This is a genomic window from Rhodococcus sp. 27YEA6 (assembly GCF_044908235.1).
GTDB lineage: Bacteria > Actinomycetota > Actinomycetes > Mycobacteriales > Mycobacteriaceae > Rhodococcus_F > Rhodococcus_F qingshengii.
Genome location: NZ_JBIYCY010000005.1, coordinates 309,923 through 326,126 on the forward strand (window position 1 = coordinate 309,923; position 16,204 = coordinate 326,126).

16 protein-coding genes are annotated in these 16,204 nt (G+C 64.2%); 1 reads left to right on the top strand and 15 read right to left on the bottom strand.

Annotated features, from left to right (window positions below):
* Positions 1-54: 54 nt before the first annotated feature.
* The 13 genes from gmk to ABH939_RS16330 form a co-directional block, all read right to left on the bottom strand.
* On the bottom strand, positions 55-654 hold the full coding sequence (gmk, locus tag ABH939_RS16270; protein ID WP_003944801.1) for a guanylate kinase: 600 nt from the start codon (positions 652-654) through the stop codon (positions 55-57).
* A gap of 36 nt (positions 655-690) precedes the next feature.
* The gene (gene mihF, locus ABH939_RS16275) at positions 691-1,011 is read right to left on the bottom strand and encodes an integration host factor, actinobacterial type (protein WP_003944825.1); all 321 of its coding nucleotides are present in this window, start codon (positions 1,009-1,011) and stop codon (positions 691-693) included.
* A 369-nt stretch (positions 1,012-1,380) separates the two neighbouring features.
* Positions 1,381-2,580, bottom strand: coding sequence for a glycosyltransferase 87 family protein (locus ABH939_RS16280; protein ID WP_225320370.1), 1,200 nt, complete (start codon positions 2,578-2,580; stop codon positions 1,381-1,383).
* 57 nt (positions 2,581-2,637) lie between these two features.
* Positions 2,638-3,459 carry an orotidine-5'-phosphate decarboxylase gene (pyrF, locus tag ABH939_RS16285; RefSeq protein ID WP_007728008.1) on the bottom strand — a complete coding sequence of 274 codons (822 nt, stop codon included), beginning with the start codon at positions 3,457-3,459 and terminating at the stop codon, positions 2,638-2,640.
* Complete coding sequence (carB, locus tag ABH939_RS16290) at positions 3,456-6,812, bottom strand: carbamoyl-phosphate synthase large subunit (protein WP_003945010.1); 3,357 nt, start codon at positions 6,810-6,812, stop codon at positions 3,456-3,458. Before carB ends, pyrF begins: the two co-directional genes overlap by 4 nt.
* The gene (carA, locus tag ABH939_RS16295; RefSeq protein WP_378544355.1) at positions 6,812-7,987 is read right to left on the bottom strand and encodes a glutamine-hydrolyzing carbamoyl-phosphate synthase small subunit; all 1,176 of its coding nucleotides are present in this window, start codon (positions 7,985-7,987) and stop codon (positions 6,812-6,814) included. Before carA ends, carB begins: the two co-directional genes overlap by 1 nt.
* The gene (locus tag ABH939_RS16300) at positions 7,984-8,550 is read right to left on the bottom strand and encodes a transporter (protein ID WP_003944773.1); all 567 of its coding nucleotides are present in this window, start codon (positions 8,548-8,550) and stop codon (positions 7,984-7,986) included. The genes carA and ABH939_RS16300 overlap by 4 nt, the downstream gene beginning before the upstream one ends.
* A 6-nt stretch (positions 8,551-8,556) precedes the next feature.
* Positions 8,557-9,864 carry a dihydroorotase gene (locus ABH939_RS16305; RefSeq protein ID WP_404649810.1) on the bottom strand — a complete coding sequence of 436 codons (1,308 nt, stop codon included), beginning with the start codon at positions 9,862-9,864 and terminating at the stop codon, positions 8,557-8,559.
* Positions 9,865-9,890: 26 nt separating this feature from the next.
* The gene (locus tag ABH939_RS16310) at positions 9,891-10,835 is read right to left on the bottom strand and encodes an aspartate carbamoyltransferase catalytic subunit (RefSeq protein ID WP_003944883.1); all 945 of its coding nucleotides are present in this window, start codon (positions 10,833-10,835) and stop codon (positions 9,891-9,893) included.
* The gene (gene pyrR / locus ABH939_RS16315) at positions 10,832-11,473 is read right to left on the bottom strand and encodes a bifunctional pyr operon transcriptional regulator/uracil phosphoribosyltransferase PyrR (RefSeq protein WP_003944977.1); all 642 of its coding nucleotides are present in this window, start codon (positions 11,471-11,473) and stop codon (positions 10,832-10,834) included. Before pyrR ends, ABH939_RS16310 begins: the two co-directional genes overlap by 4 nt.
* 173 nt (positions 11,474-11,646) lie before the next feature.
* Positions 11,647-12,144, bottom strand: a complete 498-nt coding sequence (nusB, locus tag ABH939_RS16320) for a transcription antitermination factor NusB (protein WP_007728014.1) — start codon at positions 12,142-12,144, stop codon at positions 11,647-11,649.
* Positions 12,145-12,708: an elongation factor P gene (gene efp, locus ABH939_RS16325; RefSeq protein WP_003944958.1), complete on the bottom strand. Its 564-nt coding sequence runs from the start codon at positions 12,706-12,708 to the stop codon at positions 12,145-12,147. It lies immediately after the preceding gene.
* Between the two features lie 34 nt (positions 12,709-12,742).
* On the bottom strand, positions 12,743-13,837 hold the full coding sequence (locus ABH939_RS16330; RefSeq protein ID WP_003944812.1) for a Xaa-Pro peptidase family protein: 1,095 nt from the start codon (positions 13,835-13,837) through the stop codon (positions 12,743-12,745).
* A 111-nt stretch (positions 13,838-13,948) separates the two neighbouring features.
* Between ABH939_RS16330 and ABH939_RS16335 the strand changes: the two genes are divergently transcribed.
* Positions 13,949-14,557, top strand: coding sequence for a B-4DMT family transporter (locus ABH939_RS16335; RefSeq protein WP_042919837.1), 609 nt, complete (start codon positions 13,949-13,951; stop codon positions 14,555-14,557).
* 87 nt (positions 14,558-14,644) lie between these two features.
* Here the strand turns inward: ABH939_RS16335 and aroQ are convergent, their stop codons facing one another.
* Positions 14,645-15,073, bottom strand: coding sequence for a type II 3-dehydroquinate dehydratase (gene aroQ / locus ABH939_RS16340; protein WP_404649811.1), 429 nt, complete (start codon positions 15,071-15,073; stop codon positions 14,645-14,647).
* Complete coding sequence (gene aroB / locus ABH939_RS16345) at positions 15,070-16,179, bottom strand: 3-dehydroquinate synthase (RefSeq protein ID WP_003944873.1); 1,110 nt, start codon at positions 16,177-16,179, stop codon at positions 15,070-15,072. The genes aroQ and aroB overlap by 4 nt, the downstream gene beginning before the upstream one ends.
* Between the last annotated feature and the right edge of the window lie 25 nt (positions 16,180-16,204).

A 16,204-nucleotide genomic window follows, 5' to 3' on the forward strand; every position in this document is an offset into this window, starting at 1 on the left:
TCGATCCGGATATCTGAGAAACGGGGTGGAAATCGGTTCCCGAAGGGTGCGGAATCAGTTCCCAACCAACAAGGATACCAACTCATCGCAAGCACGGCTTACATCCTCGTTCACGATGACCGTGTCGAACTCGTCCTGTGCGGCCAATTCCACTCGGGCCGTCTCGAGTCGGCGCGCCACGACGTCTTCCGTTTCGGTTCCACGTCCGGTCAGCCGTTGCACCAGAACGTCCCAGCTCGGTGGAGCCATGAACACCAACAGAGCCTCGGGCATCGCCTTGCGGACAGCTCGTGCTCCGGCGAGATCGACCTCGACGAGAACGGGCTTTCCAGCTTCGAGCGCTTCTTCGACCGGAGCTGCGGGGGTGCCGGAGCGCTGCAGGCCGCCGTGGATTTCCGCCCATTCGAGAAGTTCACCGGAGTCGATCATCCGTTGAAATTCTTCACGGGAGGTGAATCGGTAGTCCTTGCCGTCCACTTCACCTGGACGGGGATCGCGAGTGGTCGCCGAAACACTGAAAACGAGTTCAGGCAACCGAGTTCTCAGCTCGCGAACGACGCTGGACTTACCGACAGCCGAAGGGCCGGCCAGTACAACCAGCCGACCCCTCCGCACTGCGGTCTTACTCTCTGACACTGTTGCGTCAGCAATCATCAGACACTGCCGCGTCAGCAATCATCACTTGTCGGCTCAGGCCTCGAAGTCGAACTTGGTGAGCAGAGCCTTGCGCTGCCGATCACCGAGGCCACGAAGGCGACGGGTCGGTGCAATCTCCAGCTCGGTCATGATCTCCTGAGCCTTGACCTTGCCCACCTTGGGCAGCGCCTCGAGCAGTGCCGAAACCTTCATCTTGCCCAAGATTTCGTTGTCTTCGGCGTCCTTGAGGACCTGCTTGAGGTCGGTGCCGCCACGCTTCAGGCGCTCCTTGAGCTCAGCCCTGGCCTTGCGGGCAGCAGCTGCCTTCTCCAAAGCAGCAGCGCGCTGCTCATCAGTCAACTGGGGAAGGGCCACGGTTCCTCCGTCTCGTCGTGTGCAAATTTTGTCTATTCCGCTGATAACCAGCAGCGATAGCGACCGTACTCACGCCTGGCGCGAATTGCTAACCCACCCCCCGCGGTCCGATGCAGATCGCGGTGGGTTATGCGCGTCGAATCGATGTCACGGATCGTCACCGTTTTCGGCTGGATCGAGACGAATTCGACGCCACACGAACGTGCGTACAGTACCGAAATAGACTGTAACACAATGTATTTCGACCCATAGCGTGCGACACCCCCGTGCGAGTGTGCGAAATCGTTACCTGCGGGAATGAACGTGGTCGCCGACACATCCAAAATTTTCGAGCATTTTCGGCGCCTATGCGCGTGTCGCGGCCCGTTTTCAGGTCTGCAGCGACGATTTCGGATCGCCGGCGTCGACCGTCTCGGGTTCGATGCGACTCACGCCGGGGGCGGCCAGAGCGAGCACTACCGCGAGGCTCGCCCAGAGCAATGAATTCTCCAGCACGAAGCCGACTACCGGGATATCCATGTCCGCGCCGACTCGAGGAAGCCGAAACAGCACTACGACAGCGGTGAGACCGATCGCGATCCAGGACCACACAGGGACCGATCGAGTGCCCTCCCCCACGCCAGACTTGATCGGAACGAGGAGTACACCGACCGCCGGCACCAACCACACGAAGTGGTGCGTCCAGGCAATGGGAGTCACGATTGCCGCCAGCAGAGCCACCACCGTGAAACCGGCGAGATCGCCCCGCAGGCGCTGAGCGCGCCGCGTCGCGACAATTCCGAGGACACCCAACACCGCACAGGCGACGAGCCATGCCGGACCCACCAGGCCCTCGGGAAGTAGCCGCAAGGCCATTCCACGCACGGACTGGTTACCGAACACGGACGGGTCACCGACGGCGACGCGCCCCGAGAGTGAGGCGATGTCGCCGAAGTAGTCGATCGTCTGGCGTGGGAGAACCGCAAAGCCCAGAGCCGTGGCGCCGAGGAAGCCGGCGAGGCCGCCCGCAACTGCTTTCCAGCGCCCGGTGATCACGTAGTAACCGATGTAGACGAGTGGCACCAGTTTGACCGCGCCGGCGATCCCCACCAGCACGCCCTCGGGAATCCACCGTGGTCGAGCCAGCACGTCGATCAAGCACAGGAGAGTCAGAAACAACCCGACCTGGCCGTACCCGAGGTGATCGGAGATCGGCGATGCCGCCGTCCACAGGACCAGGAAACCCACGTAGACGACGACTGGCCGCTTACGTGTGAACGGGACTTCGCGATAGCTGAGCACGATGATCGCGGCCAGCATCAGGAGGCTGACGAAACTCCATCCCCACTGGACCGCACCCCAGGAACCCAGGGCGACTGGAACGGCGACGAGCGCAGCGAAGGGCGGATACGTGAACGGCAGTCTCGCGTTGAACGACTCGTCGTACAGGTTCGAGCCGTCGAGGACGGCCTGACCCGCTGTCCGGTACACGGCGAGATCGTCGCCGTGTACGCCGGTGACGGATTGGAACCCGGTGGCCAGCAGCGCGCACGCCGCGACGAGAAGTCCGATCTGCCACCAACGATTCACCGACGGACGGTACCACCGGGTTCCACCGCTCGAACGAGCCTCGGGGTCACTCACGGATCAGTTCGCCAATGCGGCTTCGATCTCGTCTCGGTCACGCATTGCTGCCTCCCGAAGTGCCGATACCGAAGGACCATGCTTGAGCACCCCACGGGAAGTGTTCGGCAGCAGGAGCTCGGTCGATCCCGCGAAGATGTCTGCGAGATCCGCTGCCGTCGCACCCTGAGCGCCGAGTCCCGGAGCGAGAATCGGGCCGTTGAACTGCGACAGGTCCAGACCGTGGTCCCGAGTTGCACCGACCACCAGTCCGACGGTGTCACGGCCGTCGCCGTTCGCATCGACCGCAGCGTCGACGATCGACTGAGCCACGCTCACACCGTCAGTCGACGACTGTTGAAGTACGCCGCCTTCCGGATTGGAGGTTCGTGCCAGGACGAAGATCCCGCGGGCGTTCTGCCGTGCCAGTTCGAGTGTCGGAGTCAGCGCCCCGAATCCCAGGTACGGCGAAACGGTGACCGAGTCGGAGGCCAACGGCGAATCACCCAACCAGGCTTGCGCGTACGCGTCCATCGTCGAACCGATGTCACCGCGCTTGGCATCCGCGACGACCAGAGTTCCCGCATCGCGAAGAACCGAGATGGTCCGCTCCAACACGGCGAAGCCGGCGCTGCCGTAAGCCTCGAAGAACGCGACCTGAGGTTTGACCAGTCCGACCTCACCGGTGAAGGCCTCGACGCAGATCTCGGCGAAAGTCTCGAGACCTTCGGCCGTACGCGGCAGTCCCCACGCGTCGAGAAGCGCGGGATGCGGGTCGATACCGACGCACAGCCGCCCCCGGTCCGCGATCGCGGACCGGAGACGCTGCCCCCAACTGTGACTCACGACTGCTGTGCCGGCTGACGAAGACCTGCGTGCAATTCCTGCAGGGAGTGAACTCCGATGTCGCCGCGAATGGCTGCTTCGATGCCCTGCACGGCAGCCGAGGCGCCCTGCACCGTCGTGATGCACGGGATGTTCGACGCAACCGCTGCGCTTCGGATCTCGTAGCCGTCGACACGCGGGCCGTTGTTGCCGTACGGCGTGTTGATGACCATGGCGACCTCGCCGCTGCGGATCTGGTCGACGATGGTCTCGGCACCGGCCGGAACATCTTCACCCGACTGCTTGTACACCTGCTTGCACTCGATACCGTTGCGCCGCAAAACATCTGCGGTTCCTTCGGTGGCAAGAATGGTGAATCCGAGGTCTGCCAGGCGCTTGACCGGGAAGATCAGCGAACGCTTGTCCTTGTTGGCGACCGAGACGAACACCGCGCCCGTGGTGGGCAACGAACCGTAGGCGGCAGTCTGCGACTTGGCAAAAGCCGTACCGAAGTCGAAGTCGATTCCCATGACTTCACCGGTGGACTTCATTTCCGGGCTGAGCAAGGTATCCACGCCGGTACCGTCGGCGCGGCGGAAGCGGTTGAACGGCAACACAGCTTCCTTGACCGCGATCGGTGCACCGGCCGGGGTGTTTCCGCCGTCGCCCTTCGCCGGCAGAATGCCGCTCGCACGCAGTTCCGCGATGGATTCGCCGAGCATGACGCGGGCGCATGCCTTGGCCAGCTGGACGGCCGTCGCCTTGGACACGAACGGAACCGTGCGGCTGGCGCGGGGATTTGCTTCCAGCACGTAGAGGATGTCGTCCTTGAGGGCGTACTGGACGTTGAGCAGGCCCTTGACGCCGATGCCCTTCGCGAGAGCCTCGGTGGAGCGGCGGACGTTCTCGAGATCCGCCCGGCCCAGAGTGATGGGCGGGAGCGCACACGCCGAGTCACCGGAGTGAATGCCGGCTTCCTCGATGTGCTCCATGACGCCGCCGAGGTACACCTCGGTGCCGTCACACAGAGCGTCGACGTCGATCTCGACCGCGTCTTCGAGGAAGCGGTCGACCAGGACCGGACGATCGTCGGAGATCTCCGTGGCGCGCGAGATGTAGTCGGCGAGGGAAGCCTCGTCGTAGACGATCTCCATGCCGCGTCCACCGAGCACGTACGACGGACGCACCAGCACCGGGTAGCCGATGCCTGCTGCGATCTCGCGGGCGCCGTCGAACGTGGTGGCGGTACCGAACTTCGGTGCGGGCAGACCGGCTTCGGTCAGTACGCGACCGAATTCGCCGCGGTCCTCCGCCAGGTCGATGGCTGCGGGGCTGGTTCCCACGATGGGGACGCCGGCAGCTTCGAGACGCTTCGCCAGTCCGAGCGGGGTCTGGCCGCCGAGCTGGACGATGACGCCGGCAACGGTGCCCGACTGCGCCTCCGCGCGGTAGACCTCGAAGACGTCCTCGAACGTCAGCGGCTCGAAGTACAGGCGATCAGCGGTGTCGTAGTCCGTGGAGACGGTCTCGGGGTTGCAGTTGACCATGACGGTCTCGTACCCGGCCTCGGACAGCGTCTGCGCCGCGTGGACACACGAGTAGTCGAACTCGATGCCCTGACCGATGCGGTTGGGGCCGGATCCGAGGATCAGAACCTTGGGTCGCTCGGTCTGCGGAGCAACTTCGGACTCGGCCTCGGGATCGAGCTCGTAGGTCGAGTAGTGGTACGGCGTCTTGGCCTCGAACTCTGCGGCGCAGGTGTCGACGGTCTTGTAGACGGGGCGCACGCCCAGCTGATCACGCAGAGCGCGAACGGCGTCCTCACCTGCGTGCGTGTCACCACCGAGTTCGGGGCGCAGAGCCGCGATCTGGCGGTCCGAGATGCCGTGGTACTTGGCCTGACGCAGGGAAGCCTCGTCGAAAGACTCTGCAGCGCGCAGCTTTTCACCGAGCTCGTGAATCTGCTGGAACTGGTCGAGGAACCACGGATCGATCTTGGTGGCGTCGAAGAGCTGCTCGACAGTTGCGCCGAGCGCGAATGCCTTCTCGATGCCGTACATGCGGCCGTCCTGCGGAACGCTCAGATCGGCGAGCAGTGCATCCAGGCTCTCCGTCTCGATGTCGGCGCCGGTCCAGTAACCCGCACGCTTGGTCTCGAGCGAACGCATGACCTTGCCGAAAGCCTCGGTGAAGTTGCGGCCGATGCTCATGGCCTCGCCCACCGACTTCATCGTGGTGGTCAGAGTTCCGTCGGCACCGGGGAACTTCTCGAAAGCGAACCGCGGAGCCTTGACGACGACGTAGTCGAGCGTCGGCTCGAAGCAAGCCGGGGTTTCCTTGGTGATGTCGTTGACGATCTCGTCGAGCGTGTAGCCGATGGCAAGCTTGGCCGCCATCTTCGCGATCGGGTAACCGGTCGCCTTCGACGCCAGAGCCGACGAGCGGGAGACACGCGGGTTCATCTCGATGACGACCAGGCGGCCGTCCTTCGGGTCCATCGCGAACTGGATGTTGCAGCCGCCGGTGTCGACGCCCACCTCACGCAGAATGTCGATGGAAAGGTCGCGCATCGCCTGGTACTCGCGGTCGGTCAGCGTCATCGCCGGGGCGACGGTGACCGAGTCTCCGGTGTGGACACCGACCGGGTCGACGTTCTCGATGGAGCAGACGATCACGACGTTGTCGCGACTGTCGCGCATGAGCTCGAGTTCGTATTCCTTCCAGCCGAGGATGGATTCCTCGATCAGGACGTTCGCCGTCGGCGACGCGGCCAGACCGCCACCGGCGATGCGGTTGAGATCGTCGACGTCGTACGCCATGCCGGAACCGAGGCCGCCCATGGTGAAGGACGGACGCACGACAACCGGGTAACCGAGTTCGGCGACCGTGGCGTGTACTTCGTCCATCGTGTAGCAAACTGCGGACTTCGCGGATTCGCCACCGACCTTGGCGACGATGTCCTTGAACTTCTGGCGATCCTCGCCGCGCTGGATGGCGTCGAAGTCGGCGCCGATCAGTTCGACGTCGTACTTCTCGAGGATGCCCTGCTCGTGCAGCGCCACTGCGGCGTTGAGCGCAGTCTGACCGCCGAGCGTCGCGAGGACGGCGTCGATCTTGTTGCCCTGCAAGGCTTCCTTGGCGATGACCTTCTCGAGGAACTCGGCCGTGATCGGCTCGACGTACGTGGCGTCGGCGAACTCGGGGTCCGTCATGATGGTGGCCGGGTTGGAGTTGACCAGGCTGACGCGCAGGCCCTCCTCCTGGAGGACGCGGCAGGCCTGGGTGCCCGAGTAGTCGAACTCGCAGGCCTGACCGATGACGATCGGACCGGAGCCGATTACCAGGATGTGCTTGAGATCTGTACGGCGTGGCATTAGTTCTTGACTCCGGTTTCTTTCCGTGCGGAGAGCAGGCTGGTGAAGCGGTCGAAGAGGTACGCGGCGTCGTGCGGGCCGGCTGCCGCCTCGGGGTGGTACTGCACCGAGAAGGCCGAATCGTCCAGCAGGCGAACACCTTCGACGGCTCCGTCGTTGGCGCAGGTGTGGCTGACCACCGCGCGGCCGAACGGGGTGTCGAATTCCTGACCGGCTTCGCCTTCGAGCGCGAAGCCGTGGTTCTGAGCGGTGATCGCGATGCGACCGGTCTGATGCTCGATCACCGGGATGTTGATGCCGCGGTGGCCGAACTTCATCTTGTAGGTGCTCAGGCCCAGGGCGCGGCCCAGGATCTGGTTGCCGAAGCAGATACCGAACAGCGGCAAGCCCTGTCCGATGACCTCTTTCGTGAGGTGGACTGCGCCGTCGGCGGTGGCCGGGTCACCGGGACCGTTGGAGAGGAACACTCCGTCGGCCTTCAGGTCGAGGATCTGTTCGAGACTCGCGTTGGACGGCAACACGTGGACGCGGATACCGCGCTCGGCGAACATGCGCGGGGTGTTGGTCTTGATACCGAGGTCGATGGCGGCAACCGTGTACAGCGCCTCCCCGCCCTTCGGCTCGACGACGTAGCCGCTGGTGGTGCTGACCTCACCGGCAAGATCGGCGCCGAGCATGGTCGGCTGATCCTGAACCCGTCGGACCAGTTCGTCATCGGCGGCGATGGCTTCACCGGAAAAAACTCCGGCCTTCATCGAACCGCGAGTACGCAGGTGGCGAACCAGGGCACGAGTGTCGATCCCGGCGATTCCGACGATGCCCTGCTCTTCGAGCTTGGCCTGCAGCGAACCGGTTGCACGCCAGCTCGAGGTGACGCGCGAGGGGTCACGAACGACGTACCCGGCAACCCAGATCTTGGCGCCGGCACGCTCGCCGGTCGGTCCGACCGACTCGTCGTCTTCGTCGTTCCAGCCGGTGTTGCCGATCTGCGGTGCGGTGGAGACGACGATCTGGCGGTGGTAGCTGGGATCGGTGAGCGTTTCCTGGTAGCCGGTCATTCCGGTGCTGAACACCGCTTCGCCCAGGGTCTGTCCAACCGCACCGAAGGTGGTTCCGCGGAACACCCGTCCGTCTTCGAGGACCAGTACTGCGGGGCTGTTGTCAAAGCCGCTCATGCGTTCTTTCCGTTCTGCTCGATGTCGCCAGAGCTTGCGTCTTCGTTGTCATTCGTCTTGTTCGAAGCGGTCTTGTTCGAAGCAGTCACCGGCTTGACCCAGTCCGGATAAACCGTCTTGTCGTCACCGCGCACGCCCGTGTCGATCTCGGTTCCGCTCGGCAATTCCCAGCGAATCACCAGGACGCCGTCCTTGCTCATGACCTTGCCGGCAAGACCGTTCTCCGTGCGGATCGCGCGGATCGACTTCTCCGGAATCCAGATCGCCGACGCGCCGTCACGCTCGACCAGAATTCCGCCGCTGTAGCGGCTGATCTCGCAGGTGGCGCGGAAACCGAGGTCGCCGACGGCGATACGGTCCTGCCAACTGGGTGCGATGGTGCTGCCGACGTACAGGCCGGTGGTCGGCAGGACGAGCAGTTCACCCAGGGTTGCCGGTACCGTCGGCAGTTCGCCGATCTTGTCTTTCTGGCGTCGAGCGCGTCCACGCCAGCCGACGTACATCAGGCCGATCATCGCGACCCAGAAGATCGCCAGACCGATGATCCACAGTGCTCTGTCCATGACGCGCTACTCCTCGCTACTCCGCAGCCGCACATTCCCGTCGTGTGCGGTGATGCGGCCACGTAACAGTGTGGTCGTGACCCGAGCGGGCAATGTCATCGACTCGTACGGAGTGTTATGCGCGACACTCGCCAGGTCGGGACCGTGGACCGTCCACTCGGCCGACGGATCGACCAATGTCAGGTTCGCGGGCTCCCCCACCTCGATGGGACGGCCCTGATCGTCGAGGCCCACGATTGCCGCGGGGCGCTCGCTCATGACCCGGGCAACACCGCGCCAGTCCAACAGGCCGGGCTGGACCATCGTCTGCACGATGATCGAGAGTGCGGTCTCGAGGCCGAGCATTCCAGGGCGAGCGGCTGCGAACTCGCAGCACTTGTCCTGCTCGGCGTGCGGAGCATGGTCGGTCGCGACGCAGTCGATGATTCCCTCGGCCAGACCCTTGCGCAGCGCGGCAACATCACTGGCCTCACGCAAGGGCGGGTTGACCTTGTTGATCGCGTCGTACGTCTCGAGCCGTGAATCGTCGAGGAGCAGGTGATGCGGGGTGACCTCGGCGGTGATCGAAATCCCTTGGCTGCGAGCCCACTTCACGAGTTCGACGGTTCCGGCGGTGGAGGCGTGGCAGATGTGAACGCGGGCGCCGGCGTCACGCGCGAGCAGTGCGTCGCGGGCCACGATCGATTCTTCGGCTGCGCGCGGCCATCCGGCCAGGCCGAGACGCGCGGCCGTGGGGCCCTCGTGGGCGACCGCACCGACGGTCAAGCGCGGCTCTTCCGCGTGCTGGGCGATCAGGACGCCCAGTGAGCTGGAGTATTCGAGCGCGCGACGCATGATCAGTGGGTCGTAGACGCAGTGGCCGTCGTCGGAGAACATCTTGACCTTGCCGACGCCTGCGGCCATGGTCGCCATCTCGGCGAGTTGCTTGCCTGCCAGGCCTGCTGTGACTGCGCCGACGGGGTGGACGTCGACGAGGCCGACTTCCTGCCCGCGTCGCCAGACGTGATCGGTGATGACCACCGAATCGGCGACGGGACTCGTGTTGGCCATCGCGAAGACCGCGGTGTATCCACCCAGAGCCGCTGCCGAGCTTCCGGTTTCGATGGTCTCGGTGTCTTCGCGGCCGGGCTCACGCAGATGTGTGTGCAGGTCCACGAAGCCGGGAAGCAGGATCTGCCCGCCGGCATCGATCACCTCGGATGCCGTGGCCGGATCGAGGTCCACGCCGATCTCGAGGATCGTGCCGTCGCCGACGAGTACGTCGGTGGGCTCACCTTCTCCGTAGATCAGGACTCCGCGGAGCAGGACACTCACGGGTGATTCTCCGTTCTCGTTTCTGGTCACAGCGCACCGTCCTCCGACCCGACCAGCAGTCGGAACAAGACAGCCATGCGCATGTGTACGCCGTTGGTAACCTGTTGCAGTACAGCAGTTTTGGAGGAATCGGCAACGGCGGATGCAATCTCCATGCCGCGCAGCATCGGGCCGGGGTGCAGGACCACCGCGTGATCGGCCAGCATCGCCAGCCGCTTCTCGGACAGGCCGTAGTTGATCGAGTACTCGCGCTGCGACGGGAAGAAGCCACCGTTCATGCGTTCGGCCTGAACCCGCAGCATCAGCACCGCGTCGAGTCCGGGCAGTTCCGCGTCGAGCGAATGCGAGACCGTGACCGGCCACGTGTGCGCACCGACCGGCAGCAGTGTCGGCGGCGCAACAAGAACAACCTCGGCACCGAGCATCGAGAGCAGCAGTGCGTTGGAGCGGGCGACACGGCTGTGCAGGATGTCGCCGACGATGGCGATCCGCTTGCCCTCGATGTCGCCGAGACGCTGGCGAAGGGTCAAAGCGTCGAGAAGCGCCTGAGTGGGGTGCTCGTGCGTGCCGTCACCTGCGTTGATGACTGCCGGGCCACCGTCGTCGGCCGCTCCGGTCCACTTTGCGATCTGGTGGGCGGCGCCCGAAGCCGGGTGGCGCACGATGAGTGCGTCGGCACCGGCCGCGCGCAGGGTCATCGCGGTATCGCGCAGGGATTCACCTTTGGACACCGAGGAACTGGATGCGCTGACATTGATGACGTCGGCACTCATCCATTTGCCTGCCACCTCGAAAGACACCCGGGTGCGCGTCGAGTTCTCGAAGAACACCGTCATGACCGTGCGTCCGCGCAGCGTCGGGAGCTTGCGTACCTCTCGTCCCAGAAGTGCCTGCTCGAACCGTTCTGCCTCGTCGAGAAGTTCTACCGCGGACTCACGATCGAGGTCCGCGATGGAAAGTAGGTGCTTCACGCGCTCTTACCCCCGGAGATGACTACCGCTTCCCTGCCGTCGTGCTCCTGGAGGAGAACCTTGACGTCCTCGGACCTCGCGGTCGGGACGTTCTTGCCGACGTAGTCGGCGCGCAGCGGGAGTTCGCGGTGACCACGATCCACGAGCACTGCGAGTTGGACCGCGCGGGGGCGGCCCAGATCGCGCAACGCGTCAAGTGCCGAGCGCACGGTGCGACCGGAGAAGAGGACGTCGTCCACGAGAACGACCAGCGCATTGTCGACGCCACCTTCGGGGACGGACGTGCGCTCGAGCGGGCGGTGCGGCTTGTTCCGGAGATCGTCGCGGTAGAGGGTGATGTCGAGAGATCCGATGGGAAGACGCACACCGGAGAATTCTTCGATCTTGGCGCGCAGTCGCGTGGCGAGGGTGGTTCCACGCGTCGGGATCCCGATCAGGACCACACGAGGGGCAGTTCCCTCGGGTCCGTCGAGTGCGGTCTTCTCGATGATCTCGTGAGCGATCCGCGCGATGGTCCGGCCCACATCCTGGGCGGACAACAATTCGCGGGTTTCGCTACCTGCCTCGGCACCGACCGGCGCCTTCGAGTTACCTGGACCTGCAAGATCGGATGGGCGAGACCCTTCGGGCACGCTCATGCAGCGACCTCCTTCTCCGCCTCACTGGACGGATCGTTAAAGGATGTCTGACGGTCCCCACCCTATCAGCCGACAGACCTGATCCCGCCGTGCGAGCAGCGACTCCGACCGGTTGTGTGCAGACACACAACGCGCTCGGTGACACTCGCACGGCGGTGGTGGAACAAAACTTGCTACTCGGTACCCGAATCCGATTCCTGCGCGCGCTGGGAGGTCGCGGCCGCAGCCGATCGAACCTGCGGCGCAACGAGAACGACCTGGCCGAGGATTCCGTTGACGAATCCCGGAGAGTCGTCCGTCGAGAGCTGCTTCGCGAGTTCGACGGCCTCGTCCACGGCGACAACCGGCGGAACGTCCGTCGCGTGGAAGAGCTCCCACACGGCGATACGCAGAATCGCACGGTCGACGGCGGGCAGACGCTCGAGCGTCCAGTCCTGCAGATGCGAGGAGATGACCTGATCGATCCGGTCCAGATTCTCCGCAACGCCGGACACCAACGTGACGGTGTAGGCCGCGACGGGTGCTACCGCGTCGTCCTTGACGGACAGATCGGAACGCTCCGACGCCAGTGCGACCGGATCGAGGTCACGTGCCTCGGCTTCGAAGAGGAAGTCGACGGCACGCTTGCGCGCCTTGTGGCGTGCACCGAGTTTCTTATGTGTGCCGGACACTCAGGAATTCACACGCCCGAGGTAGTTGCCGTCACGAGAATCGACCTTGAGCTTGTCACCGGTGTTGATGAAGAGCGGGACGTTGATCTCGGCACCGGTCTCGAGGGTCGCAGGCTTGGTGCCGCCGGTGGAGCGGTCGCCCTGCAGGCCCGGATCGGTGTGCTTGACGACGAGCTCGACGGTGACCGGAAGCTCGACGAAGAGGGGAACGTCTTCGTGGGTCGCGACCTGGACTGCCATGTTCTCGAGCAGGAAACGCGACTGGTCGCCGACGGTGGATTCGCTGATCGACACCTGGTCGTAGGTGTCGCCGTCCATGAAGATGTAGTCGCTGCCGTCGTGGTACAGGTACGTCATGTCACGACGGTCGACCGTGGCGGTCTCGACCTTCACACCGGCGTTGAACGTCTTGTCCACTACCTTGCCCGAGAGCACGTTCTTGAGCTTGGTGCGCACGAAGGCAGGGCCCTTGCCGGGCTTGACGTGCTGGAACTCGATGATCGTCCACAGCTGGCCTTCGATCTGCAGAACCAGACCATTCTTGAAATCACTGGTGGAAGCCACTTGCTTCGCGTCTCCTAGGGGTCGGGAAACCGTCTCAGACGACGGTAAGGTCTTTTGCGGTCAGTGTGAGCAGCTCTGGCCCCTGCTCACGAACAACGAGCGTGTCCTCGATCCGTACACCTCCGCGCCCGGAGAAGTACACGCCCGGCTCGACGGTCACCGCCGCGCCGGAAAGAAGTGTACCGGTGCCGAGCTTGCCGATCCCCGGTGCTTCGTGGATTTCGAGCCCCACACCGTGGCCGAGGCCGTGCAGGAACAACTCGCCGTAGCCTGCATCGTCGATCACCGCACGGGCGACGGCGTCGACTGCCGCACATTCGACACCCGGCGCGAGCGCGTCGCAACCGGCAGCTTGCGAACGCGCGACGAGCTCGTAGATCTCCCGTTGCCAATCGGAAACGGACTCGAGCACGTAGGTCCGTGTCATGTCCGAGTGGTACCCACCGACCTGGGCTCCGAAGTCGAGTTTGACGAAGTCACCCGACGCCAGGATCGCATCGGTCGGTCGGTGATGCGGAATCGCCGAGTTGGCGCCGGCCGCCACGATCGTCTCGAAGGAAATACCGTCCGCCCCGTTGTCGAGCATCAGATTTTCCAGCTCGCGGCCGACCTCTCGTTCCGTTCGGCCAGGTCGCAGGCCACCGCGAGCGATCAACTGCGCCAACGCGACATCGGCTGCGGTGCACGCGGCTCGCAACAACTCCACCTCGTACTCGTCCTTGACCATGCGCAATTGTTCGACGAGTCCGCTCACCGGTTCGAACCGGATCTTCGGCGCTGCTTCGGTCCAAGCCCGATGTTCGGCGAACGTCGCCACATGTGACTCGAACGCAAGAACGGGCGCCGTGGACTTCTCGATCAAGTGCGCAGCACTCGAACGGGCGATTTCGGCCCGAAGGTCCGGCACCTGCTCTGACACCTGCGTCACGTAGCGGCCGTCGGTGCAGATCACCGTCTCACGCTCGTCGGACGCTGAATCGGATGCACTGACGACGAGCGCCGCATTGGAACCGGTGAAACCGGTGAGGTATCTGATGTTGAGGAGATCTGTGACGAGAATCGCGTCGAGTTCGCGCTCCGAGAGGAGGCGTCTGAGGGATTCACGGCGTGTTCTGAAGTCGACCGGCATCCCTCGAACCTACCGCCCGCGCAGACCTGCCGATCAACTCGAAACTCGCGGTTACAGCAATAAGTGTGGGTTAGGCCACAAGGTGTAATGGGTTCTAGTTAGGCTGTACCCATGAATGCGTGGTTGGTACGTGGCCTCGGCATGGCCCTGATACATGTTGTGTTTCGTGCGTTGCTCGGTGCAGCGATCGCACAGTGGCCACTTCAGGGGTCCACCCTGCGCTGGCTGTCCCTGTTGATCGTCATCGTCTTCGCCGCGATCTGGGGTGGTATCGACGGCATTCGTGACCGCCGGAACTTCCCCGAACCCGAGGACGGCGCCGATCTGACCATGCTGTGGCTCAAGGCCGCATTGGTCGGCGGGTTCGTCTCCGGCGCTGCCAGCTGGGCACTCAGCCTCGTCCCCTCCCTCGAACTGACCCAGCAGGGCTTGTTCTTCGAGGTGACCTCCGGTGCGGCGTTCACGATCCTTCTCATCTTCGTCCCCGCCATGATCGCCATCACTGTCGGACGCTTCTTCGTCAGCCGTGAACAGCGCAAGAACGGAACAGCTCCGCAGACCCCGTCCCACGAGCGTCACCACGAACCGGTGCCCGTCAGCGAGGGCTACGACTCCCCCACCGAGCAGCACGCATACAGCGGAGCCGCCATGTCCGTCGAGGAATCCGACGCCGATACCGCGGTCTTCCCGGCGATCGATCTGGGCAAGCGCGAGCAGTAACGCCCGCCGTCCACACAACCGAATGCGGCCCCGAGGATATTCTCCTCGGGGCCGCATTCGTGTGACTGTTTTTTCGACTTGCCTCGTTCAGCCTCGCTCGGCGAGGAACCTGATCGCCAGCGGATACGCGGCGACGCCGAGTCCGACGATCACTCCGGTCGCAATCGGACTCAGGTAGGAGTGGTGCCGAAACTCTTCTCGCGCATGAACGTTCGAGATGTGTACCTCGACGAGACCTGCGGTCACTTCGGCGCATGCATCTCGCAGGACCACCGACGTGTGCGTCAAGCCACCGGCATTGAGGATCACCGGTTCCCCCGCGTCCGCCGCGTCGTGGATCCAACCGAGCAGATCGCCTTCGTGATCGCTCTGACGGACGATCACCTCGACGCCGAGCTCCTTGCCTGCCGCGACGCACAATTCGATCAGATCGTCGTGTGTGGTCGCGCCGTAGACCTCGGGCTGACGCTTACCCAGACGCCCCAGATTGGGTCCGTTGACGACGTTGATCCTCACAACAGGACCGTTCCGCCGGCCGGCCGCGCATCGCGGGCAATCGCGGAGTACGCCGCAACCAGCAGACTCGGATCCGGCCCCTCGAGGCGACCCGGCTTGGCCAGTCCGTCGAGGACCACGAAACGCAGCAGCCCGGCACGGTTCTTCTTGTCGGTCTGCATTCCCTTCATCAGATCGCCGAACGCATCACCGTCGTACGACGTCGGCAGCCCGACGAGATCGAGGATCGACTTGTGACGATCCGCGGTGGCGTCGTCGAGTCGGCCCGCGAGCCGTCCGAGTTCGGCAGCGAAGACCAGGCCGACGGAGACAGCGGCACCGTGGCGCCACTTGTAGCGCTCACGACGTTCGATCGCGTGGCCGAGGGTGTGGCCGTAGTTGAGGATTTCGCGCAGATCCGACTCGCGCAGATCCGCGGCCACGACCTTGGCCTTGACCTCTACGGAGCGCCGAATCAACTCGGGCAGAACAGTTCCCGACGGATCGAGAGCTGCCTTGGGATCGGCTTCGATGAGATCCAGGATCACCGGGTCGGCGATGAATCCGGTCTTGATGACCTCGGCCATGCCTGCAACGATCTCGTTGTGCGGCACAGTCTCGAGCGTCGCGAGATCGATGAACACCGCTCCCGGTTCGTGGAACGAACCGACGAGGTTCTTGCCCGCTTCGGTGTTGATACCGGTCTTGCCGCCCACTGCTGCGTCGACCATCGCGAGCAAGGTGGTGGGGACGTGAACTACCTTGACACCGCGCATCCACGTAGCCGCGACGAAGCCGGTGAGGTCGGTCGCCGCTCCCCCGCCCAAACTCATGATCGCGTCGCTGCGAGTCAGGCCGATCCGGCCGAGCACGTCCCAGCAGAAGCCCGCCACAGCAAGATCCTTGCCGTCCTCGGCATCGGGGATCTCGATACGGTGGGCGTCGATTCCCTTCTCCGCCAACGCAGCCCGTACGGCCTCCGCGGTCTCTGCCAGCGGCGGCTGATGGAAGATCGCGACAGTGCGCGCGCCGTCGAACTCGGCAACGAGATCACCGAGCAGGCCGCGGCCGATCACGACCGGGTAAGGACTTGCGGTCTTCACCTCTACACGTACGGGTTCGGTCACTGCTCCACTACTCCGCTCCGGTTGT

Bases quoted from the DNA above. Each gene is read 5' to 3' on its own strand.
- gmk (WP_003944801.1), bottom strand. From the start codon at position 654: ATGATTGCTGACGCAACAGTGTCAGAGAGTAAGACCGCAGTGCGGAGG.
- carB (WP_003945010.1), bottom strand. From the start codon at position 6,812: ATGCCACGCCGTACAGATCTCAAGCACATCCTGGTAATCGGCTCCGGT.
- carA (WP_378544355.1), bottom strand. From the start codon at position 7,987: ATGAGCGGCTTTGACAACAGCCCCGCAGTACTGGTCCTCGAAGACGGA.
- ABH939_RS16300 (WP_003944773.1), bottom strand. From the start codon at position 8,550: ATGGACAGAGCACTGTGGATCATCGGTCTGGCGATCTTCTGGGTCGCG.
- pyrR (WP_003944977.1), bottom strand. From the start codon at position 11,473: ATGAGCGTGCCCGAAGGGTCTCGCCCATCCGATCTTGCAGGTCCAGGT.
- ABH939_RS16330 (WP_003944812.1), bottom strand. From the start codon at position 13,837: ATGCCGGTCGACTTCAGAACACGCCGTGAATCCCTCAGACGCCTCCTC.
- ABH939_RS16335 (WP_042919837.1), top strand. From the start codon at position 13,949: ATGAATGCGTGGTTGGTACGTGGCCTCGGCATGGCCCTGATACATGTT.